Raw genomic sequence first — 26600 nt, forward strand, 5'->3', positions numbered from 1 at the left:
TGAGATTGCTTCGTCAAAATTTTCAATTTTTTCTCGCAATGACGAAAAAACTGACTTAGTAACAAAGCTAAAAACAAGAATTTATAAATTGGTTTAATATGACACAAGAAAAAAAGAAATTTGATGCCGAGGTTGGCAAGATTTTAAATTTAATGATTCACTCTCTTTATAGTAATAAAGAGATTTTTATGAGAGAGTTAATTTCTAATGCTTCGGATGCTTGCGATAAATTACGTTATTTATCTCAAAGTAATAGTGCATTAGTAGTTGGCGATAGCAATTTTAAAATTACGGTTAAAGTCGATAAAGATAAAGGACAAATCATCATCCGCGATAACGGTATCGGCATGAATAAAGACGATTTAATTGAAAATCTCGGTACTATTGCAAGATCAGGTACAGCAAATTTTCTTAAAAGCCTTTCTGGTGATTCTAAAAAGGATAATATGCTAATCGGTCAGTTTGGTGTTGGATTTTATTCAAGCTTTATGGTAGCCGATAAAGTGACTGTAACTTCAAGAAAAGCCGGGGAAGATAAAGTCCATGTTTGGGAATCGGACGGACTTGGCGAGTACATTGTTTCAGATTCGGATAAAGAATTCACAAGAGGCACGGAAATCGTTTTACATATCAAAAAGGAAGAAGATACATTCCTTGATCATTTTAGATTAAAACACATCGTTAAAAGCTATTCCGATCATATAGCAGTACCGATATATTTCTTTGATGAGGCCGGTAATAATGAAATCCAGCTTAATTCAGCTTCTGCATTATGGACAAGACCGAAATCAGAAATTACGGAAGAACAATATAAAGAATTCTACAAAAGCTTATCTTATGCTATAGATGATCCATGGGTTACTCTGCATAATAAAAATGAGGGAGCTATAGAATTTACTAACCTACTTTTCATTCCCTCAAGCAAAACATTTGATTTATTCCATCCTGATCGCAAAAGGCGTGTAAAATTATATATAAAAAGAGTATTTATTTCCGATGAGAATATTGATTTAATCCCGTCATATTTAAGGTTTTTACGAGGGGTAGTCGATTCAGAAGATTTACCATTAAATATTAGTCGTGAATCACTGCAACATAATAGCGTACTTGAGAAAATCAAAAATGCTATTACAAAAAGAGTACTTGGCGAGCTTAAGAAAAAGAAAGAGGAATTACCTGAAGAATATAATAAGTTTTGGGCTAATTTCGGAGGTGCTTTAAAAGAGGGTTTATGCGAGGCTACAACCGATCATGAAAAATTATTAGAGGTATGTATATTCAGAAGTGCCTTGCATAATAAAATGATTAGCCTTGACGAATATATAGCAGGATTTAAAGAGGGGCAGAATACTATATATTATTTAAGCGGGGATAATCCCGATAAATTACTTTCAAGCCCGCAAATCGAAGGACTACTTAGTAAAAATATCGATGTATTACTTTTTACCGATACAGTGGATGATTTTTGGGTAAATGTTAATAGCGAATATAAAGGACATACTATTAAATCAGCAACAAGAAGCGATATCGATGTAGAGCAAACTACTTCACAATCTGAGGAGAAAAATGCAGATAGTAAAAAAACCGATGACGAATATAAATCGCTAACCGATTATTTTAAAGAAACACTTGGGGGGTTAGTAAAAGAAGTTAAGATCTCTAAAAAACTAACCTCAAGCCCTGCTTGTCTTGCCGTTAGCGACGCTGCTATGGATATTCGTATGGAGAGATTTTTGATTGAGCAGAAACAAATAGCTGCTGCATCTGCCAAAAATTTAGAGCTAAATCCTAAAAATAAAATCATAAAGAAAATCTTTAATGATTTAAAAGTAGATAATAAAAATAATGAAGAATTGGTTAATCTAATATTTGATCAAGCCTGTATTTTAGAGGGCGAACCGGTTGCTGATACCGGTGCATTTTCAAAAAGATTAAACGATATTGTACAAAAAGCTATATTATAACTTTAAACTTTTTTAATTTTAATGTAGAATGGTTGCTTAGATATCGTCATTGCGAGGAGAATTATATAGTAATTCGACGTAGCAATCTCAGGATATTTGACGAGATTGCCATGCAAGTACTACGACTGCTCGCAATGACGGGTATACAATTCACATAAAAAACTTCAAACAAATAATAGTTCTAATGTCTTATTACGATACTATATTTAGCAAACATATAGACAAAATTAAGAGCGAAGGAAGATATCGAGAATTTAAAGCCTTAAAAAGACAAGCCGATAATTTTCCTTTTGCAGAACACGCTAATAAACAAATAGTTATGTGGTGCATTAATGACTATTTGGGTATGAGTAAGCATGCAAAAGTAATGCAAGCTTCTATAGATGCCTTGCTAAAATACGGTGTTGGATCAGGTGGAACTCGCAATATCGGCGGTAATAATATTGCCATTCTTGAGCTTGAAAAAGAGCTTGCAGATTTACACAAAAAGCAAGCAGCTTTAGTTTTTACATCCGGTTTTGTTGCAAATGATACAACGCTTGCAAGTCTTGCTAAAATCATGCCGGGTATAGTATTTTTCTCCGATGAACTAAATCATGCTTCAATAATTGCAGGAGTTACAAGTTCAAGAGCCGAGAAATATATATATAGACATTTAGATGTTAAGCATCTAGAAGAGCTTTTACAATCAGTCGATATTAATAGACCGAAAATTATTGTTTTTGAATCGGCTTACTCTATGGACGGTTTCTTCTCACCTATCAAAGATATAATTAACTTAGCCAAAAAATATAATGCTTTAACCTTTATCGATGAAGTTCATACGGTCGGTTTATACGGTAAACATGGAGGCGGTATTGCCGAGCTTCTTAATTGTAGCGATCAAATCGATATTATTCAAGGTACACTTGCCAAAGCATACGGCACTATCGGCGGTTATATCACTAGCAACCATAATTTAGTCGATGCTATAAGGCTAACCGCTCCAGGATTTATTTTCACTACTTCATTACCGCCGGTAATTTCTACCGCTGCAACGCATAGTATTAGACATCTTAAAGAATCGAATGAAGAACGAATAAAACATCAAGAAGTAGTTACAAAACTTAAAAATTCTTTTGAAAATTTTAATATACCTTATTTGAAAAATGAAAGTCATATAGTGCCGATAATTATTGGTGATCCGATTAAAGCAGCTAGTGCCTCAAATATGCTCCTTAATGAATATGGTATTTACGTTCAACATATCAATTTTCCAACCGTACCGAGAGGTACGGAACGCCTCCGAATCATCCCAACCCCTGCCCATACCGATAAAATGATAAATGATTTATCTATAGCCTTAGTGCATATATTTGCCGAACTTGATATAGAATTATCTTCTACAAAAGAACTAAACGAAGAAGTACGCTTGAATCTTATTGCATAACTTCACGTCATTGTGAGGAATTTGCAACTTTGTTGCATGGTTCGTTTTATGTCATTCCCGCGTGGCATTGTTGCGTGGATCAATTTCACCTCTGTCATCCCGTGGCTTGACCACGGGATCCAGTTAAAAATACTAATATATTAGTATTTTTTATTATTTTTATGGGCCCCGTCGTCAAGCGAGCTAGGTGACATAGTAGGTTTTACCGATCTATGCAACAAGACCTACTCGCGTAGGCGAGAAGCCAGAAAACAACCTTAATACTAGTACAAAAATTACATGTTAATTAATGAAATAAACCTAAAAAACAAGTTTTTTTAGGTTTTACTGGATTCCTGCTTCTAGCTAGGAATGACATAGTATACACACAACAACGCTTTCAGTCTCTTAGCCCACGACAATATAGATAGTTACTAAGCAATACCGATGAGCTTACAAAAACTATTGCATATTTCGGCTCATTAGTTTATTTTGATTAGCAAACTATGTACAGAATTAATGGATTATTAAAATGGGAATTACTGTATTAAAAAACGAAGGATTGGATTTTCATGCAAGAATCTCTACTCCTTTAAGTGAGATAGATGACGATATTCAAAAAGAATTACTTGATTTAACCAAAAAAGTTAAAATAGCAGGTTTTAGAGCCGGTAAAGTACCGGTTTCAATTGTTAAGAAAAAATACGGTACTTCCGTCAGAAATGATATAATAGAAAGAAGAATTAACCTTTCGGTAAATCACGTTATTAAAGAGCATAATCTAAATATAATCGGTAGACCCAAAATTGAAGAATTGCAAAACGAACCCGATAAGGCTTTAGAATATACCGTAAAAATAGAGCTATTACCTAAAATTACTATTCCGGATTTAAAGAAAATCTCACTAGATCGCCCAAAATTAGAAGTAAACTCTAAAGATGTTGAAGAACAACTAGAAAAACTTGCCGCACTAACAAAAAGCTATACTAGAGAAAGTAAAGCAAAAATAAAAGATGGAGATCAGGTTACTATTGATGCAATCGGGTACATCAAGGATGCAGCTTTTGAAGGCGGTAAATTAAATGATTTTAAGGTAGTAATAGGTAGTAATGCACTTATTCCAGGTTTTGAGAAACAATTAATAGGTTCTAAAACAGGTAGTGAAGTTGATGTTAATGTTACTTTTCCTGAAAATTACCATGCTAAAGATTTAGCAGGTAAAGTTGCTCGTTTTGCGGTACAAATTAAAGCAGTACATACTGCAGAACCTACCGTTATTGATGAGGAGTTTGCTGAAAAATTCCAAAGTAATAGCCTTGAAGAATTGCGTACACATTTTGCTAAACAAATAGAAAACGAATCGGAAGAAGCTATTAATACTATAATGAAAATGAACTTATTTGATAAGTTAGAAAAATTGTTAGATTTTGACGTACCGGAATCTTTATTAGAACAAGAAAAAAATATTCTAAAGTCCGAAACCGATAAAAATGGCCAAGATGAATCATTATTAAAAGATAAATCCCCTAAAGAAATAACAGAATATTATAATAAATTAGCCCTACGCCGTGTGCGAATAGGCTTATTACTTGCTGAGTACGCAAAATCTAAAAATTTGCAATTAGAGCCCGATGATTTAAGAAAAGTTATTATGCAACAAGCACGTAATTTTCCTGGGCAGGAAAATATGATATTTGATTTTTATAAAAATAATCCTAGAGCAATTGAAGGACTTAAAGGTCCTGCCTTAGAAGATAAAGCTGTACAATATATATTTAATAACGAAATAAAGCTTAAAGAAAAGAAATATACTAAGGAAGAGCTAGAGAAATATCTAGAGGCAGAAGAGCAACGTATTACTTTGATTTAAGGTTTATTAATGTCATTGCGAGTGGATATATTGCGTGGACACCTAATCGTCATTGCGAGCGGGTATTGTTGCGTAGATATCAAAACCGTCATTGCGAGGAGCGAAGCATTGTTGCAATCCAGAAAAAGATTAAAAAAATTCTGTAAATCAGGATTTTTTACTGAATTGCTTCGTCAATTACTCCGTAATTTTCCTCGCTATGACGGAAAGCCGGTCCATGCGGTGAGCAATGCCCGTCTTTCTTAGCTCCGGCAATATATTACTCCTGATTTTTATAGTCTTTAAGGCTAGTTTAACTATTTTATTTACCTCTAGATTAGTGTAGGCAGAGATAGGAAAAACTTCTTTATTAGTAGCTTTCTGCAACTCATTTATTTTTTCTTGTATTTCCTCATCGGTAAGAACATCACATTTATTAAGACATATGATTTCGATTTTATTTTTTAGATAATCGGAATATGATTCAAGCTCAAGATGTACTGTATTATAATCTGCCATTACATCATTACTAGAGCCGTCTATTAAATGTATTAATACAATACATCTTTCTATATGCTTTAAGAATTTATCGCCAAGTCCGTGACCTTGATGAGCCCCCTCAATTAAGCCAGGAATATCGGCTATAACAAACTCTTCGTCATCAACATACGCCACTCCAAGATTCGGCACTAAAGTAGTAAAGGGATAATCGGCAATTTTAGGCTTAGCTGCCGTTACAACCGATAAAAAAGTAGATTTACCAGCATTCGGCAACCCCACAAGCCCAACATCAGAGAGGAGTTTTAAGCTTAAATGAATCCACATTTCTTCAGCAATTTCCCCTTCCGTACGCTTTCTTGGAGCTTGATTAACCGACGTTTTGAAATGGCTGTTACCAAGACCGCCGCTTCCTCCTTTAATTATTTCAAAGCTTTGGTCACCCTCAGTGAAGTCATGCAATAATATATTGCCGTCCTCGGAAAAGATTTGAGTACCGATTGGAACATCAAGAACTAACGATTTTCCTGATTTACCGCTTCTATTTGAACCTTTACCGTTTTCACCGTTTTCTGCGGTAAAATGTTGTTTATATCGATAATTTACTAGCGTATTAAGATGGTGATTACTCCTGAAAATAACACTACCGCCACGTCCGCCGTCACCGCCATCCGGTCCGCCTCTATCAATAAATTTCTCACGATGAAAACTAACGCAACCATTGCCACCATTCCCACCTTTTATATATATTTTAACTTCATCAATAAAATTCATATGATTTATATTTTCAACGTCATTGCGAAAGAGTGCGTGGACTGGTTTTCCGTCATTGCGAGGAAATTGCATAGCAATTGACGAAGCAATCCAGTAAAAAATTCTGATTTATAGAATTTTTTAATTATTTTCTAGATTGCCACGTCGCCTATGGCTCCTCGCAATGACGATAATGTTTACCTCTCCCCGATACCTTTATACTCTCTATGTACATAACCGGTGTAAAGCTGTCTAGGTCTGCTAATTTTTTGTTCAGGGTCTTCGTGCATTTCTTTCCATTGTGCCATCCAGCCTACGGTTCTTGCTATTGCAAAAAGTACCGTGAACATTTGCGACGGTATACCCATAGCTTTATAGATAACACCTGAATAAAAATCAACATTTGGGTATAATTTTCTCTCAATAAAATATTCATCTTTAAGAGCGATAGCTTCAAGTTCTATTGCTATTTGCAGGAGTGGGTTGTTTTCTAGCTGTCCGAGTTCCTTTAATACTTCTTTGCAAGTTTCTTTAAGTACTACGGCACGCGGGTCATAGTTTTTATAGACACGATGACCAAAGCCCATCAACCTAAACGGATCATTTTTATCCTTAGCTTTAGCTATATATTTAGGAATATTCTTAGAACTACCGATTTCTTTAAGCATATTTATTACCGCTTCATTAGCCCCGCCGTGGGCAGGTCCCCAAAGTGAGGCAATCCCTGTACTTACGCAAGCAAAAGGGTTAGCTCCAGATGAGCCGGCAATTCGGACTGTTGAAGTAGAAGCATTCTGCTCATGGTCAGCATGCAGAATAAATATTTTATTAAGAGCATTTTTTATTATTGGATTTACTTTATATTTTGTACAAGGCGTTGCAAACATCATATGCAGAAAATTTTCAGTAAAATCTAACGAATTATCAGGATAAATAAACGGTTGCCCTATAGAATATTTATAAGACATTGCGGCGATAGTTGGTATCTTAGCAATCATTCTAATAGCGGTAAGTTCGTAGTCTGCTTCTTTAAAATTCAGTAAATCAGGATAAAATGCTGAAAGAGAACCAACGGCCGCAAGCATAATAGCCATAGGATGAGAAGAGCTACAAAAGGTTTGAAATAAATAGTGTAATCTTTCATTCACTAATGAATGATGAGCAACCTGTTTAGTGAAATTATTATACTGCTCGATGCTTGGTAATTCTCCATAGATTAGCAAATATGCCACTTCTAAAAAATCACTTTTCTCGGCTAAATCTTTAATGTCATATCCTCGATGTCGCAAGATTCCTTTATCACCGTTTATATAAGTGATAGTAGACTGACAAGAAGCAGTAGACATAAAGCCCGGATCATAAGTAAAACAATCGGCTTCCGAAGATACCCTGCTTATATCAATTACATCCTCACCAATACTTGCTTTAAGTATAGGTAATTTAAATATTTTTCCTCTGATTTTTAATTCGGCAAATTCTGAATCATTATTATTTTCATTGGTCATATGGATATACCCTTTGTTGTTATATATCAATATAACCTTAATTTCAGAAAATTAGAAATGAATTATATGAAATCAGTACGAATTGTATAAGTTTATTTATTAAATTGATTAATTTTATTTAAAATAGTAAAATCTAAGAAATTTTTAATTTAATAAATTTAGTTATTTTTATGATAGTGCAGAAAAGTTATATTGATAATAACCGTAGGCTTGCAATTCCTATCAAAATAAGACAAAAATTAAAACTTAAAATAGGGGATGAAGTAACAATTAAATATAACAGAATTAATAGTTTCAACCTTTCATTCAAGTATAGAAAAAGCAAGAAACAATTTGAATAAATATAAGAATGTTGATTTACATAAAGAATTAAAGCTTATTAGGTGCTGTAAATATTTCTAACATTTGATAAATTCGTTTAAAGCTTTTTTGACTATTCCATTTAAGGTATAACCGTGTTGCATAGCATACAGGCTTACTTCTTTATGTAATTCAGGCTCGATTCTAACATTAAAACTACCTTTAAACGGTTTATCGGGAATTTTACCGACTATATTACAATCTTCTAAGTAACTATCTATAGCTTCACGAAATGACTTCACTAAAGTTTTAGCATCAGAGCCTTCATAAGTTATTAAATCTCTTATAAATTCTACTTTGCCAAAAAATGATTCTTCTGAAGCGTCAAAATGTACTGATCCTAAATAACCTTTATAACTCATAAAATCGTTTTTTATCATATTAGCCCCTCTTCTTCTAATTTTTTAATTATTTGTTCAATTAAATAAGGTTTTATAATTGGTTTAGGGTGAGGCTTATGTAGGTTAATAATTAAAGCTGTTTTTTATTATAAAATTTCCTTCTAGAACCGCCGGTTTACCCGTTTTAAGTTCTTCAAAATGTAAGCTACCTAGCAGTCTAGTTAACTCATCCCAAGTAAAGTCTTTTGGCTTTGATTTCAATCTTTTAATAAGTATATCTATTGAACTCAATTTAATATTTTTTTAATTATAACATAACTATAGCATTATTTATTAACATAAGCAACTAAAATTAGTTACGTAATATAAAAGTTTAGCTAGTAACCAAATCTTTATTTGCAAGATACTCCTTAATCTTTAGTAAATCATACCAAGAGGTACGTTTTTGCATAGGTTGGCGAAGTAAATAAGCAGGATGGAAAATTGCCGTAGTTTGGATAGGAGCGTATAGATATTTATTGGTATAACAATAATATTCTTGTCTAATTTTAGTAATACCCGAATTTTTTCCAAGTAAGCTAGTTGCAGCCGTGCTACCGACTAGAATAATTAGCTTCGGGTTAATAAGAGCAATATGTTTCTCGACAAACGGTCTACAAATATCGACTTCTTCGAGTGTTGGCTGTCTATTAGCGGGAGGACGCCAAAATACCGTATTAGTAATATAAGCGTTATTTTTCCGTGAAATTCCGATAGCATGCAGCATATTATCAAGTAAATTGCCGCTTTCACCGCAAAAAGGTATTCCTTTCAAATCCTCAGTACTTCCAGGAGCTTCGCCTATTAACATAATTTTAGCTTCCAAATTACCATCACCGAAAACCGTATTAGTAGCAAATTTCTTAAGTTCACAACCATTAAAATTTAGTAGAGATTCTTTTAGTTCTTCGATATTATTAGCTTTATCGGCAAGAGATCTTGCTAGGGTTATATTATCGTGAACTTTATCATTCATATTGAATGCAGTTTCTTTTGTAGACATAAGTTTTACTTGTGGCTTTTCGGTTGCAACGTCATTCAGAAAACTTGATACAAGCGAATTTTGCAGGTCTCGCCTGTGCTCACGTATTAATATGCGCTCCGTAGGCTCGCTTTGAAATTCATCCTGTCTGAAGCTTCCTGAATTTAGCTGTAGCTTGGTATTATTACTCACTTTTAATTTCGGCGGATACTCAGAGCAGTAATATTCAACACCGATTGCATCTAACCATTTAAGTGTATCATTCATTATCTTAAAATAAAATATGTTAAAATATTCCGTACCACACGAACTAAATAATACAAGACTCGACAAAGCTTTATTACATCTTTTTAAGAATGTACAGGGTAATTCAGAAAATTTCAGACAAGATGAATTTCAAAGTGAGCCTACGGAGCGTATATTAATACGTGAGCACAGGCGAGACCTGCAAAATTCGCTTGTATCAAGTTTTCTGAATTACCCTGTTTCTAGAAACCAAATCCAAAAAGCTATTAGGAATTCGCAAGTACTAGTTAATGATGTAATTATTTCTGATCCTGATGTTTTGGTCAAGGAGAATGATGTTATATTATTTTCTTTTAAAGAACCTGAAGAGCTAAAAATTGCAGCAGTAAATATAGCACTCGATATAATATATGAAGATGAGGATTTGATAGTAATTAACAAAGCTGCGGGTATGACGGTACACCCAGGGGCAGGACATTATGACGATACGCTTGTTAATGCATTACTTTATCATACGAAGAATCTATCGGATATAGGTTCAGCAGAAAGACCCGGGATAGTGCATCGTTTGGATAAAGATACTACGGGCTTAATGGTAGTTGCTAAAAATAATAAAGCCCATATGCTGCTTGCAAATCAGATAGAGCAAAGGCAGGTAATACGGAAATATAAAGCTTTAGTTTGGGGAGTGATTAACCCGCTAGAAGGAGTCATTAAGAATAATATCGGTCGTAGCCGAGTAGATCGTCAAAAAATGACCATATTAAAATACGGTGGTAAAGGAGCCGTGACGCATTACAAGACTCTAGAGCTGTTTCACAAGGGTACTATTAGTATGGTGGAATGCAAACTTAGTACCGGCAGAACTCATCAAATCAGGGTGCAGCTAAGCCATTTAAAGCATTCGGTAGTAGGCGACCAAACTTACGGCAATAACGACCGGAAAATTGCTCATTCACCGTCTGAACTAAAAGCAAAATTAATCGATTTTAAACGTCAAGCTCTGCATTCTTGGTATTTAAGTTTTACTCATCCGACTAATAATGAGATTATGGAATTTTCTTGTGAGCTGCCAAGGGATATGGAGGAGATTACAGCCACCGATGCATTGCACAAATTCATTGAACTTAAGAAACAAGCTCCTTTGGGTAGTATAGAAGATATTTTAGAGATGAAAAATCTAGGTAGAAAATGAGAACTTGACATAAATTGTATTACAACTATAATTACACTATGTGTTTATAATTGTAATACTTAAGAGTTATGTCTGCACTTACTGTAAGATTACCCAATGATTTAGCCGAGGAAGTAGCTAAAAGGGCTAAAAAACTTCATATTTCACGTAGTCAATATATTAGAAGATCTATTGAAACTATGAATAAAAGCCTATATGAGCAAGAAAGGAAAGAAAAATTATTTGCAATTAGTATGCGTACAAGAAAAGTAAGCATGAAAATAAATTCTGAATTTTCTAATATAGAGCATGACCCTAAAAATTAATCTCGGAGAAATTTGGCTTGCCGATTTAAATCCTAGAGTTGGTAGTGAGCTTGGTAAAACAAGACCTGTATTGATTATTCAAGATCAAGTATTATTGGACGCAAAACATCCTTCTACTTTAATCATTCCGCTAACAACTAATTTAATAGACGATGCTTTCCCTTTACGAATTCGTATTAAAGCTCATAATAAATTAGAAAGAGATTCAGATCTTTTAATAGACCAAATACGTAGTATAGATAATAAACGGTTAATTTTAGGTCCTCTAACTATTTGCAGTCCTATCATTGTGCAAACAATATATAAAGCAATATTAGAAGTTATAGGAGTTGGACCTATCCCGTGCAGTATTCTATAAAACAAGTCTTGAGTAAAGCATCAGATAAATTAAATAGAATAGGCATCAGTTCGTCGCAATTAGAAGCACGAATCTTACTACGGCATGTTATAAATAAACCTATTGAGTATTTGCTTATTAATCTTGATGAGCAGTTAAATGAAGTTGAGATAGAAGCTTTTGAAAAACTGTTAGAGAGAAGATTAAAGCATGAACCGATAGCCTATATTACAGGTGTTAAAGAATTTTACTCACGTGACTTTATTGTTAATAAACATGTGTTAATTCCAAGAAACGATACTGAATTGTTGGTGAATGTTATGTTGCAGCGTTATTCCCATAGCCCTCAATGTCATTCCCATACTCCTCTATGTCATTCCCGCGAAAACGGGAATCCAGAAAAAACATTAAAACAGCAACTGGATCCCCGCTTTCGCGGGGATGACATAAAAGAAGCTCGCAATGACAAACTCCTCAGCATCCTCGAACTCGGTACAGGTAGCGGTTGCATTGCTATCAGCATATTATGCGAACTACCCAATGCTAATGTAATTGCCACCGATATAAGTCTTGATGCAATAGAAGTTGCAAGGAACAATGCTCTTAAACATCACATAACGGATCGCATTCAGATTATTCAAAGTAATTGGTTTGAGAATATAAAGGATCAGAGGTTTGACTTTATAGTTAGCAACCCACCATATATATCACACAGTGAAAAATCAGAGATGGCAATTGAGACACTGAACCACGAGCCGCATCTTGCATTATTTGCTGAAGAAGTTGGCTTGCAGGCTTACCGCATAATTGCCGAAAATGCAAAAAAATTCTTAAAACCAAACGGTAAGTTAGTATTAGAGATAGGCTTTAATCAAGCAGAAAGAGTTAGCAAAATCTTTTTGGATTATGGCTATAATATTGACAATATTTATCAAGATTTGCAGTCGCATCACAGGGTAATAGAAATATCTCAAGCATACTATCGTGAAATAAAGAGTTGGTATACGAAGTTCCACTTGAAAAAGAGCAAGGAGTCTGTAAGCCGAGGAGCGGAGCGTATACTAATACGTGAGCATCCGAGGACTTATAAAGATGATGTAGCCAATTTTTTAAGTTCAACGGGTATACATTTAAATCGGTCATATGCAAGGCGAATCGGTAAAAGCTTATCAGGGCTGCAACAAAATTTATTAGATGACGAACTACCGAAATATTTATTTTCCAAAGAAAAGCTTATTGATGAAAAACGTAAAATCTTTTTAGAAATAGGTTTTGGTATGGGCGAGCATTTCATTAACCAAGCCAAAATGAATCCTGATTCACTTTTTATCGGGGTAGAGGTATATTTAAACGGCGTTGCAAATGTTTTAAAGCTTGCGAGTGAGCAGAATATCACAAATTTTTTATTATTTCCTAACAATTTAGATTTTATATTAAACGATTTACCAAATAATAGCCTTGACGGTATTTATATTTTATTTCCCGATCCATGGATAAAAAATAAGCAAAAAAAGAAACGTATTTTCAATAAGGAGCGTCTTAAGATTTTACAAGATAAGCTAAAAGATAACGGTAATTTAATATTTGCTTCCGATATCGAAAATTATTTTTATGAGGCAATAGAGCTAATAGAACAGAACGGTAATTTTGAAATTATGAATAGACATGATTATTTAAAACCGCACGATAATTATATAATTACCAAATATCATCAAAAAGCTATTAAAGAAAATAGAACGCCGAAATTTATGATGTTGCGGCACGTTTCAGGCGGTCATTAATCGCAGCTCCTATATTCACTTGAGGTATAGGGCTAGCAGCTATACCTCGTGCATCATAAGAGGCAGCATAATCGTCGAGGATTCTTAAATATGCATAAAGATTTGCAGCAGCTTCTATAAGGTCGCCTTTAAGGCTTAGATTTAATGAAAATTTTCCCGTAAGATTACTATTGCCAAAATTTAATCCAATTTCTCTATCCTCTAAATTTGTAGCATTTAATCTAACCGGCACATTAGGAGAATAGTGCTTTGCAAGCATGCCTGGAGCCCTTATATCATTTGTTTCTGATGCTTTAAAAACTTTTACCTTAAGTACTTTCTCTAAAATTTCAGCAGTTATAAACCCTTCTCTAAGAATAGTAGGAGTAACAGTTGTAGTATCGATGATCGTTGACTCTAAACCATATTCAGATTGATAGATTTCAGGTGCTAAAATAAAAATTTCGGGGTTTTTCGAAAAGTGCTTTGCAACATGCTCACTATTAGTCGGACTAATATAGTTTGAAGGGTTAGCGCTTGGGGCAGCTATAGGTACACCTGATTGTCTGATAAGCTCTAATGCTATATAATAAGACGGCATACGAAGTGCTATGGTATTTAATCCTGCAGTCACTGCCGAGGCAATATTTGCATTCTCTTTTAAAGGGACAACTATAGATAGCGGTCCAGGCCAAAATTTCTTTACTATTTTTGCAGCAAGTTCATTAAATTCACCTATCGCTTTTGCTTGCTCTACAGAAGCGACATGCACGATAAGCGGATTAATAGCAGGACGGTTTTTGAACTGAAAAATCTTTAAACAAGCTTCATTATTAGTAGCATCCGCTCCGATTCCATAAACTGTTTCAGTTGGAAAAACAACCACTTTACCGGATTTTATAAATTGAACTGCTTTACTGAACATTAATTTAGTTATTTTGGTTTTGTTATATATCTGCTTCTCTATGTCATTCCCGCTTCTAGCGGCGTTGTTGCGTGACTCACTTATGTCATTCCTGCGGAAGCGGGAATCCAGTACTTTAAAGATCTTTAAAAGACTTTTTTAGAGCTCGATTTATCTCGCTTTACACTGGATTTCCGCTTTCGCGGGAATGACACCGAGCGGGCTTTTTGAGCCATGCAACAACACTGCTTCTAGCTAGGAATGACATAGGAAAGTTTCAATCATAAGCGGTTAAACTTGGCTATCTTATCAAATAACCCGCAAATATTCTGTAATAACGATAAGCGATTCTCTGCGATTTTTGGATCAGGATCATTAACGAGTACATTATCACAAAAGCTAGCAATAGGAGTTAATAGAGACGATAATAAATTTAAGGCTTTCTTGTAATCTTTATCAGCTATACTATCTATAATTTGTGGGGAAATTTTTTGCATTACTTCAAATAATTCTTTTTCAGGTTGTGTACTAAAGAGACTCGCATCAACTAAGCCGGTAATTTTCTGATTACCGATTATATTGCTAGCTCGTTTGTAAGCATTTAATAATTGCTTGCCTGCGTCTTCTATTAAAAATTCTTTTAACGCCTCAAGCTTAAATTTTGTATCTACTAAATTTAAGTCAAGAACAGCATTAATTAATAAAATATCATATTCATTTTTAAAGTAAAATTTTGCTCTTTCTTCAAAGAAAGATGTTATTAAATCTTTATCTGCTGAATTTCTATATAACTTTAAGGAAAAAATAATTAAATCATTTAAATTTAGCTCTAATTTATTTTCAAGTATTATTCTTATTATACCAAGAGCTTGACGTCTTAAGGCATATGGATCACCTGAGCCTGTTGGAGCTTCGCCTGCTATCATTAAACCGGTTAAACTATCTAGCTTATCGGCTAAAGCAAGCAAAGCTGTATTTCCACTTGGTACATTATCGCTTAAACCTTGCGGTTTATAATGGTCTCTAATTGCAGCGGCTATTGCTTCATTTAGCCTTTCATGCTTTGCATAATAATAACCCATAATACCTTGTAAATCAGGAAACTCTCCAACCATTTCAGAAACGAGGTCACTTTTGCAAAGTCTAGCTGCCGTAGTTAAATTGCTATTGTTTGAAGCTATATGACCGCAAATTTTGGTTATACGCTCAACTTTTTCTCTTAAGTTACCAAGTTTTGCATGGAATGTAACATTTGTTAGCTTATCTAATCTTGATTCTAAAGTTTTAGCTATATCCTGCTTATAAAAATATAAACCATCCGAAAGCCTTGCTGATAGTACTTTCTCGTTACCTTGAATAACAAGTTCAGCATTTGCAGATCTGCCGTTACTTACAAACAGAAAATATTGTGCAAAATTTCCTGTTTTATCAAATAAACAAAAATATTTCTGATGCGTACGCATCGAAGAAATTAGCACTTCCTTAGGTAATTCTAAGAATTTTTGTGGGATTTTTCCAAGCAATACAACAGGAAATTCACTCAGCCCTGCTACATCTTCAATTAAACGATTATCTTCTTTTATGTTTAGATTATGAGAATTTGCCAGTTCCAATAAGCCTGTTTTAATTATTTCTTCTCTCTTTGTTCTTTCTAAAATAACGTGATTTTCTGAAAGCTTGTTTTTGTAATCCTCAAAATCTGTTACTTCTAATTTTTTATTATCAGTTAAGCGATGCCCGTACGTAATATTATTAGCGGTTAAATGCCCAAATTGCAGCGGTAGTACTTCGCTATCAAATATGCATAAAATGTTACGCAGTGGTCTAACCCATTTTATTTTGTAATCACCCCAAAACATCGATTTTGCCCAGCTATATTTATTAATAGCATCTATAATAATCTCCGGCAAAATCTCTTTTATTTCTCTTTCTTCTGTCTTTTTGACAAAGAAATAATATAGCTGATTATTAATTAATTTAGTAGAAAGCTCTAATTTACTAACATTATGAGCTGTACAAAACCCATTAACTGCAGCTTCCGGAGCATCTATGCTCGGTCCTTTAATTTCCGTTTCTTTCGGTAAAGTTACTTTCGGTAAGTGGGTAGCATACAATGTTATCCTACGAGGTCCTACAAATGCTTGTACTTTTGCAAATATTTCGTTTTCTTCAAAAATTTTCGTGAATATGTTTAAATAACCCTCTTCAGCATTTTTTTGCATGAATGCAGGTATTTCTTCACTAAATAGCTCTAATAATAATTCACTCACCGCTTAACTCCAACCATTTCATACAACAAATTTTAGTTAAGTGCTGTACTCTTAAAATATAAGAGGCACGCTCAGTAACGCTAATTACCCCAAGTGCATCTAATCGATTAAAGGCATCGCTTGCTTTTGTACATTCGTAATAAGCAACATGTGGTACATTTTCTTTTATTAACCTCTCACATTGTTCTTCGCTATCTTTAAAATGTCGTACTAACATCTCACTATCTGCAAGCTCTAAATTATATTTTGAGTATTGTCGTTCAGCCTCAAAATCAACTTCCCCGTATTTTAAAGCTTTTTCTCCTACCTGCCCATTCCAATCCAGTTCCTTTACTTCATCGACACCTTGAATATATAATGCAAGCCTCTCAAGCCCATAAGTGATTTCACCGGCAACGGGACGGCATTCAATACCACCGATTTGCTGCATATAAGTAAATTGGGATACTTCCATACCGTCACACCATACCTCCCAACCAAGCCCCCAAGCCCCGAGCGTCGGCGACTTCCAATCATCTTCAACAAAACGAATATCATGCGTTTTTAAATCTATGCCTAAACATTCTAAGCTTTTAAAATATAAATCTTGAATATTATCCGGCGATGGCTTTAAGATGACCTGAAACTGATAGTAATGTTGCATTCTGTTAGGGTGCATGCCGTATCTGCTATCGCCTGGTCTTCTTGATGGCTGAACATATGCAACAGACCAAGGTTTTGAGCCAAGACATCTAAGTACCGTTGCAGGGTGAAATGTACCTGCTCCAACATGAGCATCGTAAGGCTGCAAGATTGCACAGCCGTAATCCTGCCAGTAATTTTGCAAGGTTAGTATAATTTGCTGAAATGATAGTTTTTTCATAAATAATTATGGTTATTATGTCATTCCCGCAGAAGCGGGAATCTAGTAAAGCATATAAAAAACAAATTTTTATATGCTTATTTATTAAATATGCACTTTTGTACAATGTCACGCAGCTTTGTTGTATGGCTCAGAAAAAGCATACAATGTCATTCCTGCGTGGATTAATTTCGCCGCTGTCATTCTGTGATTTATTCGGCGTTGTTGCATGGCTCGTTTTATGTCATTCCTGCGAAAGCAGGAATCCAAAAAATATAAATACAGCAATTTTTAAAATTAAAAGCTGGGGCCATCTCGCTTTATGATGGATTCCCGCTTTTGCGGGAATGACATAAAGAACAATGACCGGTCTACGCAACAAGACCTACGGCTGCTCGCAATGACGAAATAGCATAACACAAAGTTCTTAATAATACTCCTTACCGATCTCGATTTTAGGGCGGTTATTAGCTACACGCCAATCGTTAGTATCACGGAAAGAATAAACACAGCCGCAAAATTCTTGCTTATAAAAATTCTCTTCTTTGGCGATTTCATACATCCTACTAGCACCACCGTCTTTACGCCAATTGTAAGTCCAATATGTTATCCCCTCATAATGAGATGCGGCTCTAATCCCTGATTCATTAATTTGGTTCATATCTTTCCATCTAGAAATACCAAGCGAACTAGTTATAACCTTAAAATCGTTTTCATAAGCATATAAAGCCGTACGCTCGAAACGCATATCAAAACACATTGTACAGCGTTTACCTCTCTCAGGCTCAAACTCCATCCCTTTAGCACGCCTAAACCAATTTTGCGGATCATAATCTGCGTCGATAAATTCTATATTATGCTTCTCGGCAAACTTAATATTTTCATTCTTACGAAGCTCATATTCTTTTTTAGGATGAATATTAGGATTATAGAAAAAAAGCGTAAACTTAATACCAGTATCGATCATTTTCTCCATTAAAGGACTAACGCACGGAGCACAACAACAATGGAGTAAAACCTTACTTTCACCGTCCGGTACTTCAAAAATTTCACTCATGATTAGCTGACCAAATTCTTTTTATATGTTTCTTTATAGAATTTTAGGATTATAGAAGATAACAAAGCAAGTGCAATTAAATAATATGCAATAGCATAATTGTCTCCGGTAACTTTCGTTAATATCATTGCTAACATTGGAGCAGTACCGCCAAATATAGCAGCTGCAAGGTTGTATGAAAGTGCAACACCGGTAAATCTTATGCTAGTTGGAAATATCTCTACTAAAACCGTTGGGATAGGTCCCATATAAATAGCGATAATTCCAGCAAATATTACTTGAGATATTATAGCTAAAGTAAAGTTCATTGATCCTAAGGCTAGAAAAATAGGATAGACTGATAAAATTAACAAGATAATCCCCCATATTAGTACAGGACGCCGCCCCACTTTATCCGAAACATACGCAGATATAGGAAATACTATCATCATTACGATTAATATTATACTACTAACAATTGTGCTTTGCTGACTAGTATAACCAAGCGTTTGCATAAAATTACCGATAAAAACCGTAGAGGTATAAAAAGGAGCAGTTACGGTAATATAAAGACCAAGTGCGATAATTAGTTCTTTTGGGTATTTTGTTAATGTTTCTCGTAAAGGAAAACGTGCTAAACGCCCTGTTTCCTTAGCTTTTTTATAAATAGGGCTTTCTGCTAGGTTTTTTCTAATATATAAACCTACAGAGCTAATAAATAAACCGGCAATAAAAGGTATTCTCCAGCCCCATTCAAATAGCATATCGGCGGGCATAAAATAAGAAAAACTGGCTGCTGTAGCAAGTCCAAGCAGCATACCGCCGCACATACTAACGAATGAACTACTCCCCGCAAGTCCTCGCTGCTCGAACGAAGCATGTTCTACAATATACGAAATACAGCCGCTAAACTCCCCTCCTAAAGAAAACCCTTGTATGAGTCTTATAACAGTTAAAATAATAGGAGCGGCAATACCTATAGTTTTATAGCCTGGTAAGAGACCTATCCCGGCAGTCGGTATTGCCATAGTTATAACACCTATTACCAAAGCGGTACGTCTGCCGAATCTATCACCGATATTACCGAAAATAATACCGCCGAGCGGTCGTACTATAAAGCCTGCAGCAAATACCGCAAAAGTTAAAGTCTCTCGCATTTTTGAATCCGAAAAAAAATGCTGCCCTATAATATAAGCAAATTGAGCATATAATGCATAATCATACCATTCTAAAGCATTGCCGATCATGCCGGATATTACTACTTTTCTCATTAAGTTATTTTATTGATTTTAAAAAAGATAATAAGAGGAATATTTTATATTCTCAAGTAAAAACATAATCCGAACAAAATAAGAGAGTAGTTTTATACGAAGATCAAATTTAAAAAGAGCAAGGAGTCTGTAAGCCGAGGAGCGGAGCGTGTATTAAACATTCAGCATCCGAGGACTTACAAAGACGACGTAGCCAATTTTTCAAGTGGGGCAAGTATACCCTATCTATGTTTTTCATTAACCACTTTCTTAGTTAATTTAGCATTTATTTGAGAAGGAGAAACTTTAATATTTTGTTTGATGTTTTTTGTTTTTTCTTGAGAGAGAAGACTTTCTTTATCATTTTGTAATGTTTTCATAAACTTATCTATATTGCTTTGTTCTAGTTTTATTGCATTATCATTATTTAAAATTAATCCTCCAATTTTTTCACCAAGTTCAGGTGCATATCTGACTGCAAAAATCGATGCCGGTACAACTATGATAGAAAAAGTCGCTCCCGCAGTCGCAACACTAATTGCTCCGACTAATAAAGCACAAACAGCACCAGCTATTTTTCCGGTTGCTTGTTTAAATATATTACTTTTTTGTGTAAACGCTAAAGATATTTCTAATATTTTATTAAATTCTTTCTTTATATAGATTGTTGCTTCATCAATATTATTATATTTCTTCATTGCATACATTATAGAAGCCTTAAATAATTTTTTATGAGATTCCGCATAATTTATTATTTTGTCAAAATTCTTCTCTTTTAAAAGAGTTTTAAATATATTTTTAATTTTTTCTTTTTCGGTACTATTTATTTTTTCATCTCCAAAATAAACTTCTACAAGATTTTCTGCTATTATATCTTGTGATTGCTCTAAAATATTATTCTTATTTTGCTCATTTTCGTCTTCAGAAGTCATCATTATTGCAAATAACTCTAATGCTACGGAAAAATTATCATCGTTAATAACCCGCATACCTAAATAATTTTTGAGTCTAGAAATACATTTATTAATATATTTTTCAGCTTCCGGTTTAGAATTAAGCCTTAGCGTATAATCTATAGCAAGCATATTTGCAATAGTAGAGTAAGTAGATTTCGTAAGATTATTGACAAAATTATTAACAATATCTTTTTTAAATAAATTAGTATTTATGTTATTAAGTACTATTGTATTATTCATTTTAGTAATTTATTTTGAGGCTAATTCTCTGATATATAATATCAATTTAGCATAAATAAGATTAGGAGCGTGATTCACTGAAAGTTTATATACATTCTTAGGCGTTAACACTTCTTCATTACGCACTCGTACAAAAGATATAAGAGTATTAGGAGGCATATAAGAATAAATTTCAGAGAATATTTTTAAAAAAGTCAAAAAATCTGCACAGGCATATTTTATATTTATGCTATAATTATTTACATGAATCGATTCACCTTCTCCTCCTTCAATCGCCTGAACATTATTTTTAAAAAATACTGAATTTATAGATACGTCTATAGGTTCTACTAAATCATATTTATTGCTTAAGCTTTTTATTTTAGGAATTAGTTCTTGATAATTTAAGCAACTCACATTACTTGGGACGCTTAAATCTACATATTTTTTGTAAGATTCTAATATTTCTTCTTTAGAGTTAATGACGGAATAAAGCTTTAAAACTTCCTCTGTTAAATTTTCTTGTGAAACTTGTTTATCAAGAATAGATTTACTGTATTCTTGCTGGAAATTTTTTATTATCCAAATAGTTAAGGAAATAAAGAAGAAATATATAATAAATTGAAAGAATATAAGATTCTTTAAATACATAATATATTTTTCAAACATTATCTTTACCTTGGGTTATTAGGCTTTGGTTTTTCGTCATTGCGAGAAGAATTACATAGTAATTCGACGAAGCAGTATCAGGAACTTGTTATTATTTCATGAGATTGCCACGCGATCAAAGATCGCTCGCAATGACGTTTTTAGTTTAATCAAGTCTTATCGTCAACTATATTAACCGATAAAGGAATTACTACCTTACCGAATATATCAAGTATTTTATCCTTATATATAACATGATCTATCTGCAAATTAGATAATTTATTTTTTACGTTTTGCATATGATCATCTAGCATCTTTAGAGATTCATCTACCGATAGATTATTAGTATGATATTTAAGTATTAATTTGATTATTAATTGTCTCTTAGAAACTAACAAAATATTATCTATATTTGTTAATTCCCATTTAATTTCTTCTAATTTAAAAGCCGGATTTAAAGTAATTATAAGTCTGTTAAGCAAATCAAACGGTAGCGGTACCGGTGCTTCTAGTAATTTTTCTATTACATATAAATCAGCTAGGCTAGTAGTATTTTTAATATAAGGATATTTATATTTGATAATATCATATTCTTGATTTGTTGCATAATATTTTTCATTAATAGAGTTTATGTCTTTGTAATTCTGTTTTGTATTATATTTAATAATACCGACCACTAATATTAATATTATAAGTAATGCACTATATAATTTAAATGTCAGATCCTTTATAGTAACTAGTTTTTTTATTGATTTTAAATTATTATTATAAGCGGGAAAACTCTTATATTCTAGAAACAGCCTACTAATATTCGTATCTATAAATCTTTCTTTTTCTAGAGTTTGCTTATTTAGTGTATTATCAACCGGTATAAAGATTACAGAGCGATCTTCAAAATTTGTTGATTCTAATAAAGATTTTAACTCTTCATCTACTATAAGAATTATACAGGCTCTTTGATCAAGATTACTTATATAGTTTTTAAATAATATCAAACAATCATTAATTTCTTGTTCTATAATACCTTGAATATAGCCGGTTGTTTTATCAAATGGATACTCAAGATTTCTAATTGTTATTATATTATTTTTATGTTTGATAATAAATTTTATACCGCTAGCTTGTGAGACATATACACAAATTTGGAAATAATCATTATATTTATCATTTTCTATATTCTGAACTATTTTATTTATAATAACTTTTAGCTCTAACGTTAAAAAGTAAATTCCTTTTAAATCAAGCGATCTTTTATCTATAATACATGAAATTATATCACTTAAAGGTGTTTCAAATGGACACGACATAATTAAAGTCGACCAAATTTCACTTGGTGTAGTAGTAATTTCGTAAACACAATGCGCTATAATGTCTTCTTTATTAAAATAACCTTCGATAAATTGTTCAATAGGATCAATTTTAACTATTGACTGTAATATAGGTATTTGATCGTGCCGTGTCTTACATTCACTACCGTCAAGTAAAAAATAAATATCGCTTTTTGGAAATTTACTAAAAAAGTTTTTATAAGGGTTTAAGTCTATCTGTTCCTGAGTAGGAATAAATAATTTATCCAATAATTTATTATCAAGAAAAATACTAAGAAATACACCTTTATTACCTAGTAACACCACGATCTTTTTTCTTTTGAAAGAAAATATTTTTAATTTTGTAACAAAATTAACAAAATGTAATTTGATCGAATCAAAAATATTTTTCATAAATAAATTTATTTTAATCATAATTCAGTGTATTTTACTATACTAGACGTCATTTCTGCATAGCTTGAAAAATCTGCTCTATGTCATTCCCGCGAAAGCGGGTATGACATAACCAAGCCATGTAGCAAGACACCGTATAGATGAAAATGACATAACATTAAATAATATATCTTACCATGACTAAATTTACCACCGAAGAAGTTAGAAGTAAATTTATAACTTACTTTAAAGCAAATAATCATACACATGTACCGGCTAGCTCGTTAATTCCACACAATGACCCTAGCTTAATGTTTGTTAATTCCGGAATGGTACAATTTAAAAATGTTTTTACCGGACAAGAAAAAAGACCTTATAACAAAGCGGTAACTAGTCAGAAATCTCTTAGAGCCGGTGGCAAGCATAACGACCTTGAGAATGTGGGTTATACAGCAAGACATCATACATTTTTTGAAATGTTAGGTAGTTTTTCATTCGGTGACTATTTTAAAGAACAAGCCATATATTACGCTTGGAATTTATTGACTAAAGAATTTGAGCTCCCAAAAGACAAGCTATATGTAACAGTCTATCATACCGACGACGAAGCAGCTTCTTACTGGAAAAAAATAGCAGGATTTAGGGATGATCACATAATAAGGATTAAAACAAACGATAATTTTTGGTCTATGGGCGATACGGGTCCTTGTGGTCCTTGCTCTGAAATTTTTTATGACCACGGAGAACAAATATACGGTGGGCTACCTGGCACCAAGGACGAAGACGGTGACAGATTTATCGAGATTTGGAATATGGTATTTATGCAATATGAACAAATCGATAAAGATACTAGAATAGAGTTACCGCAAAAATCTATCGATACCGGTATGGGCCTTGAGCGTATGACGGCGGTATTACAGCATGTTAACAATAATTATGACATAGATTTATTTCAGGAAATAATTAATTTTACCGAAAATATAGTAAAAGTGAAAATAGAGGGAGAAGCTAAATTTTCTTACCGAGTTATTGCCGACCACGTGCGAGCAAGTAGCTTTTTAATAGCTGACGGTGTTATCCCTTCAAATGAGGGGCGTGGTTACGTACTTCGCCGTATTATGAGGCGAGCCATGAGGCATGCTCATATGTTAGGCAGCAAAGAGCCGCTTATGTATAAATTACTGCCAAAACTTGTTGATTTAATAGGGAATGTTTATCCTGAACTTAAGAGAGCAGAAAGCTTTATCAGCAGCATCTTAGAACAAGAGGAAATTAGGTTTAAAACTACTTTAGAACGTGGATTAAAGCTACTTACCGAAGAAACAGAAACGCTAACAAAAGGTAATGAGTTGTCGGGGGAAATAGCGTTCAAACTATATGATACTTATGGATTTCCGCTTGATTTAACCGAAGATATTCTAAAAAATCGTGATATTTCCGTTGATCATAAGGGATTTGAAGAGCAGATGCTTGCACAAAAAGAACGCGCTAGAAAATCTTGGCTTGGCTCCGGTGAGTCCAAAACCGATCGGTTGTGGCTTGATGTTAAAGAACAGCATGGCAGTACGGAGTTTTTAGGATATACGCTTAATGAGGCAGAATGTAAAATAATTGCATTAATTAAAGATAATAATTTAGTTAATGATATAAAAGAGATGGATACGCAATTTCTGCTAATCAGCAATCAAACTCCTTTTTACGGTGAGTCCGGCGGTCAGATGGGTGATATTGGAGCGATATTTGCAAAAGATTCTGCAATAGAGGTAGTAGATACTGTAAAATATCTAGGCTCTATTATAGTCCACACATGTATTTTGAAAAAAGGGCAGATTAAAATAGGTGAAAATGCTAATTTTAGTATAGACATCAAATATAGACAAAATTTAAGGATTCATCACTCGGCCACGCATATATTACATGCAGTACTACACGAGGTGCTTGGTAAACATGTTACACAAAAAGGTTCTTTAGTCGCTCCGACTTATTTACGTTTTGATATTAGCCATTCTAAAGCCGTGACTAATGAAGAAATCACTTTAATCGAAGATAAGGTAAATGAGATTATTAGAGATAATCATGAAGTAGATACTACATTAATGACAACCGAAGATGCAGTCAAACAAGGAGCTATGGCACTGTTTGGCGAGAAATACGACTCTGAAGCTAGAGTAGTTAAGATGGGTGAGACTTCTTTAGAATTATGCGGCGGTACGCATGTCAGACGTACCGGTGACATCGGTTGCTTTAAAATCACAGGCGAAAGTGCTATAGCAGCTGGTGTTCGCAGAATTGAAGCAGTTTGCGGTGAATTCGTAATTAAATTAATGAGAGAAAAGGATGGTTTACTTAAATCAATAGAAAGCAGTTTAAAGACTAATAAAAACGAGCTTATTACTAAAGTAAACAACATTCTAGAGCGTAATAAAGAGCTTGAGAAAGAGCTTGAAAAAGTCCATTTAGCCCGTTTAGATTTAAGTATAGAGCAGATTGAAAAGCAAGCTGAAGATATAAAAGGAGTTAAGTTAATTTATCGATATATAGAGAATTTAGACAATAAAGTATTGCGTCAGGCTGCAGAAAATTTAACGAAAAAAGTAGAAGATTTAATAGTAGTATATATTACGGGTAATAACGATAAATTATCTATTACGGTTGCGGTGAGTAAAGCTATAACAGACAAATACAATGCAGGTATAATCGCAAAAGAACTCTCTTTATTCTTGGGAGGCAGCGGTGGAGGTGGACAGCCTTCGATTGCTCAAGCCGGAGGAAATGATATAGGTAAACTAACTAACATCCATGAAAAATTACATAGTTTTTTAACAGTGTCGTAGTGTACTAATTTAGGACGTGGTTGCGAGCAGTTGTGGGAGTTGTTGCATGACTCGTTTTATGTCATTCCCGCGTAGGCGGGAATCCAGAAAAAAGTACAAATACAGCAAATTTTTGAAATTAAAAGCTCGATTTATCTCGCTTTATGCTGAATTCCCGCCTACGCGGGAATGACATAGGTATCCACGCAACTATATATTATAATGCCGTTAAATTCCCGAGTGCTTCTACTAATTTATGGTTATTAGCAAAATTTTCTATCTCATTATGATTGCCGTAATGATCAAAATTTAGTAATAGTTTTTCTTGAGAATTTTTATAAAAAATGTTGGTAAATAAACGCATTTCGCCGTCAATTTTAACTTCTACTGCTTTATTTGTAATAGTTGAGATTTAATCTTA

Annotated in this window: 21 protein-coding genes and 4 pseudogenes; 9 read left to right on the forward strand and 16 right to left on the reverse strand. The window is 33.6% G+C overall.

The annotated features are described in order from the left end of the window. Nucleotides 1–98 precede the first annotated feature (98 nt). The 3 genes from htpG to tig all read left to right on the forward strand — a co-directional run bounded on the left by htpG (nt 99) and on the right by tig (nt 5242). A complete protein-coding gene (gene htpG, locus KYQ89_RS03970; RefSeq protein WP_218460502.1) occupies nt 99–1964 on the forward strand; it encodes a molecular chaperone HtpG in 1866 nt (621 codons plus the stop codon). 184 nt (nt 1965–2148) lie between these two features. Then, nucleotides 2149–3393, forward strand: coding sequence for a 5-aminolevulinate synthase (gene hemA, locus KYQ89_RS03975; protein WP_218460503.1), 1245 nt, complete (start codon nt 2149–2151; stop codon nt 3391–3393). A 511-nt stretch (nt 3394–3904) separates the two neighbouring features. Continuing rightward, on the forward strand, nt 3905–5242 hold the full coding sequence (gene tig / locus KYQ89_RS03980; RefSeq protein WP_218460504.1) for a trigger factor: 1338 nt from the start codon (nt 3905–3907) through the stop codon (nt 5240–5242). Nucleotides 5243–5512: 270 nt separating this feature from the next. On the opposite strand, the pseudogene obgE reads toward tig, so the two are convergent. The 3 genes and pseudogenes from obgE to KYQ89_RS03990 all read right to left on the reverse strand — a co-directional run. Continuing rightward, nucleotides 5513–6493 (reverse strand): annotated as a pseudogene (gene obgE, locus KYQ89_RS03985) (GTPase ObgE); the annotation flags it as partial. A 39-nt stretch (nt 6494–6532) separates the two neighbouring features. Beyond that, nucleotides 6533–6624, reverse strand: a pseudogene (locus tag KYQ89_RS07805) (lytic transglycosylase domain-containing protein); the annotation flags it as partial. A gap of 45 nt (nt 6625–6669) precedes the next feature. Continuing rightward, complete coding sequence (locus KYQ89_RS03990) at nt 6670–7977, reverse strand: citrate synthase (RefSeq protein WP_218460505.1); 1308 nt, start codon at nt 7975–7977, stop codon at nt 6670–6672. 170 nt (nt 7978–8147) lie between these two features. Here KYQ89_RS03990 and KYQ89_RS03995 point away from each other — a divergent pair, with 170 nt between their 5' ends. Next, the gene (locus KYQ89_RS03995; protein ID WP_256621284.1) at nt 8148–8318 is read left to right on the forward strand and encodes an AbrB/MazE/SpoVT family DNA-binding domain-containing protein; all 171 of its coding nucleotides are present in this window, start codon (nt 8148–8150) and stop codon (nt 8316–8318) included. 57 nt (nt 8319–8375) lie between these two features. On the opposite strand, the gene KYQ89_RS04000 is transcribed toward KYQ89_RS03995, so the two are convergent. The 4 genes and pseudogenes from KYQ89_RS04000 to KYQ89_RS08300 form a co-directional block, all read right to left on the reverse strand. After that, on the reverse strand, nt 8376–8717 hold the full coding sequence (locus KYQ89_RS04000; RefSeq protein ID WP_218460506.1) for a type II toxin-antitoxin system HicB family antitoxin: 342 nt from the start codon (nt 8715–8717) through the stop codon (nt 8376–8378). Nucleotides 8718–8801: 84 nt separating this feature from the next. Continuing rightward, a complete protein-coding gene (locus tag KYQ89_RS04005) occupies nt 8802–8969 on the reverse strand; it encodes a hypothetical protein (RefSeq protein ID WP_218460507.1) in 168 nt (55 codons plus the stop codon). A gap of 82 nt (nt 8970–9051) precedes the next feature. Beyond that, a pseudogene (locus tag KYQ89_RS04010) lies at nt 9052–9744 on the reverse strand (uracil-DNA glycosylase family protein); the annotation flags it as partial. Between the two features lie 126 nt (nt 9745–9870). Then, nucleotides 9871–9984: pseudogene (locus KYQ89_RS08300) on the reverse strand (uracil-DNA glycosylase); the annotation flags it as partial. Here KYQ89_RS08300 and KYQ89_RS04015 point away from each other — a divergent pair. From KYQ89_RS04015 to trmB, 4 genes are all read left to right on the forward strand, one after another. Further along, complete coding sequence (locus KYQ89_RS04015) at nt 9983–11140, forward strand: RluA family pseudouridine synthase (protein WP_218460509.1); 1158 nt, start codon at nt 9983–9985, stop codon at nt 11138–11140. The pseudogene KYQ89_RS08300 and the gene KYQ89_RS04015 sit on opposite strands and share 2 nt — an antisense overlap. Nucleotides 11141–11208: 68 nt before the next feature. Beyond that, nucleotides 11209–11445, forward strand: coding sequence for a ribbon-helix-helix domain-containing protein (locus KYQ89_RS04020; protein WP_218460510.1), 237 nt, complete (start codon nt 11209–11211; stop codon nt 11443–11445). After that, the gene (locus KYQ89_RS04025) at nt 11429–11803 is read left to right on the forward strand and encodes a type II toxin-antitoxin system PemK/MazF family toxin (RefSeq protein WP_218460511.1); all 375 of its coding nucleotides are present in this window, start codon (nt 11429–11431) and stop codon (nt 11801–11803) included. The genes KYQ89_RS04020 and KYQ89_RS04025 overlap by 17 nt, the downstream gene beginning before the upstream one ends. Further along, nucleotides 11788–13563 (forward strand): tRNA (guanosine(46)-N7)-methyltransferase TrmB, encoded by a 1776-nt coding sequence (gene trmB / locus KYQ89_RS04030; RefSeq protein WP_218460512.1) that lies wholly within the window; start codon nt 11788–11790, stop codon nt 13561–13563. The genes KYQ89_RS04025 and trmB overlap by 16 nt, the downstream gene beginning before the upstream one ends. Here trmB and KYQ89_RS04035 read toward each other — a convergent pair. The 8 genes from KYQ89_RS04035 to KYQ89_RS04075 form a co-directional block, all read right to left on the reverse strand. Then, a complete protein-coding gene (locus KYQ89_RS04035; protein ID WP_218460513.1) occupies nt 13529–14467 on the reverse strand; it encodes an L-threonylcarbamoyladenylate synthase in 939 nt (312 codons plus the stop codon). The genes trmB and KYQ89_RS04035 overlap by 35 nt on opposite strands. Before the next feature lie 260 nt (nt 14468–14727). Next, a complete protein-coding gene (gene glyS, locus KYQ89_RS04040; protein ID WP_218460514.1) occupies nt 14728–16716 on the reverse strand; it encodes a glycine--tRNA ligase subunit beta in 1989 nt (662 codons plus the stop codon). Further along, a complete protein-coding gene (locus KYQ89_RS04045; RefSeq protein ID WP_218460515.1) occupies nt 16709–17578 on the reverse strand; it encodes a glycine--tRNA ligase subunit alpha in 870 nt (289 codons plus the stop codon). The genes glyS and KYQ89_RS04045 overlap by 8 nt, the downstream gene beginning before the upstream one ends. 406 nt (nt 17579–17984) lie before the next feature. Continuing rightward, nucleotides 17985–18614, reverse strand: coding sequence for an epoxyqueuosine reductase QueH (locus KYQ89_RS04050; RefSeq protein WP_218460516.1), 630 nt, complete (start codon nt 18612–18614; stop codon nt 17985–17987). Between the two features lie 2 nt (nt 18615–18616). After that, nucleotides 18617–19864 carry a metabolite/H+ symporter gene (locus KYQ89_RS04055; RefSeq protein WP_218460517.1) on the reverse strand — a complete coding sequence of 416 codons (1248 nt, stop codon included), beginning with the start codon at nt 19862–19864 and terminating at the stop codon, nt 18617–18619. 221 nt (nt 19865–20085) lie between these two features. Further along, nucleotides 20086–21039 (reverse strand): RP853 family protein, encoded by a 954-nt coding sequence (locus tag KYQ89_RS04065; RefSeq protein WP_218460518.1) that lies wholly within the window; start codon nt 21037–21039, stop codon nt 20086–20088. Between the two features lie 9 nt (nt 21040–21048). Next, entirely contained in the window at nt 21049–21687 is a 639-nt protein-coding gene (locus KYQ89_RS04070) for a hypothetical protein (protein WP_218460519.1), read from the reverse strand. Between the two features lie 149 nt (nt 21688–21836). Continuing rightward, the gene (locus tag KYQ89_RS04075; RefSeq protein ID WP_218460520.1) at nt 21837–23408 is read right to left on the reverse strand and encodes a hypothetical protein; all 1572 of its coding nucleotides are present in this window, start codon (nt 23406–23408) and stop codon (nt 21837–21839) included. A gap of 155 nt (nt 23409–23563) precedes the next feature. On the opposite strand from KYQ89_RS04075, the gene alaS reads away from it, so the two are divergent. After that, complete coding sequence (gene alaS / locus KYQ89_RS04080) at nt 23564–26200, forward strand: alanine--tRNA ligase (RefSeq protein ID WP_218460521.1); 2637 nt, start codon at nt 23564–23566, stop codon at nt 26198–26200. A 196-nt stretch (nt 26201–26396) separates the two neighbouring features. Here alaS and KYQ89_RS04085 read toward each other — a convergent pair whose 3' ends face one another. Further along, the gene (locus KYQ89_RS04085; RefSeq protein WP_218460522.1) at nt 26397–26543 is read right to left on the reverse strand and encodes a hypothetical protein; all 147 of its coding nucleotides are present in this window, start codon (nt 26541–26543) and stop codon (nt 26397–26399) included. Nucleotides 26544–26600 lie beyond the last annotated feature (57 nt).

It is taken from the genome of Rickettsia sp. TH2014 (genome assembly GCF_019249195.1).
Lineage (GTDB): Bacteria > Pseudomonadota > Alphaproteobacteria > Rickettsiales > Rickettsiaceae > Rickettsia > Rickettsia felis.

What these genes read in the sequence shown, in the direction of transcription:
- htpG (WP_218460502.1), top strand. Translation starts at nt 99, where the DNA reads ATGACACAAGAAAAAAAGAAATTTGATGCCGAGGTTGGCAAGATTTTA.
- hemA (WP_218460503.1), top strand. Translation starts at nt 2,149, where the DNA reads ATGTCTTATTACGATACTATATTTAGCAAACATATAGACAAAATTAAG.
- tig (WP_218460504.1), top strand. Translation starts at nt 3,905, where the DNA reads ATGGGAATTACTGTATTAAAAAACGAAGGATTGGATTTTCATGCAAGA.
- KYQ89_RS03990 (WP_218460505.1), bottom strand. Translation starts at nt 7,977, where the DNA reads ATGACCAATGAAAATAATAATGATTCAGAATTTGCCGAATTAAAAATC.
- KYQ89_RS03995 (WP_256621284.1), top strand. Translation starts at nt 8,148, where the DNA reads ATGATAGTGCAGAAAAGTTATATTGATAATAACCGTAGGCTTGCAATT.
- KYQ89_RS04000 (WP_218460506.1), bottom strand. Translation starts at nt 8,717, where the DNA reads ATGATAAAAAACGATTTTATGAGTTATAAAGGTTATTTAGGATCAGTA.
- KYQ89_RS04015 (WP_218460509.1), top strand. Translation starts at nt 9,983, where the DNA reads ATGTTAAAATATTCCGTACCACACGAACTAAATAATACAAGACTCGAC.
- KYQ89_RS04020 (WP_218460510.1), top strand. Translation starts at nt 11,209, where the DNA reads ATGTCTGCACTTACTGTAAGATTACCCAATGATTTAGCCGAGGAAGTA.
- KYQ89_RS04025 (WP_218460511.1), top strand. Translation starts at nt 11,429, where the DNA reads ATGACCCTAAAAATTAATCTCGGAGAAATTTGGCTTGCCGATTTAAAT.
- KYQ89_RS04035 (WP_218460513.1), bottom strand. Translation starts at nt 14,467, where the DNA reads ATGTTCAGTAAAGCAGTTCAATTTATAAAATCCGGTAAAGTGGTTGTT.
- KYQ89_RS04045 (WP_218460515.1), bottom strand. Translation starts at nt 17,578, where the DNA reads ATGAAAAAACTATCATTTCAGCAAATTATACTAACCTTGCAAAATTAC.
- KYQ89_RS04050 (WP_218460516.1), bottom strand. Translation starts at nt 18,614, where the DNA reads ATGAGTGAAATTTTTGAAGTACCGGACGGTGAAAGTAAGGTTTTACTC.
- KYQ89_RS04055 (WP_218460517.1), bottom strand. Translation starts at nt 19,864, where the DNA reads ATGAGAAAAGTAGTAATATCCGGCATGATCGGCAATGCTTTAGAATGG.
- KYQ89_RS04065 (WP_218460518.1), bottom strand. Translation starts at nt 21,039, where the DNA reads ATGAATAATACAATAGTACTTAATAACATAAATACTAATTTATTTAAA.
- KYQ89_RS04070 (WP_218460519.1), bottom strand. Translation starts at nt 21,687, where the DNA reads ATGTTTGAAAAATATATTATGTATTTAAAGAATCTTATATTCTTTCAA.
- KYQ89_RS04075 (WP_218460520.1), bottom strand. Translation starts at nt 23,408, where the DNA reads ATGATTAAAATAAATTTATTTATGAAAAATATTTTTGATTCGATCAAA.
- alaS (WP_218460521.1), top strand. Translation starts at nt 23,564, where the DNA reads ATGACTAAATTTACCACCGAAGAAGTTAGAAGTAAATTTATAACTTAC.
- KYQ89_RS04085 (WP_218460522.1), bottom strand. Translation starts at nt 26,543, where the DNA reads ATGCGTTTATTTACCAACATTTTTTATAAAAATTCTCAAGAAAAACTA.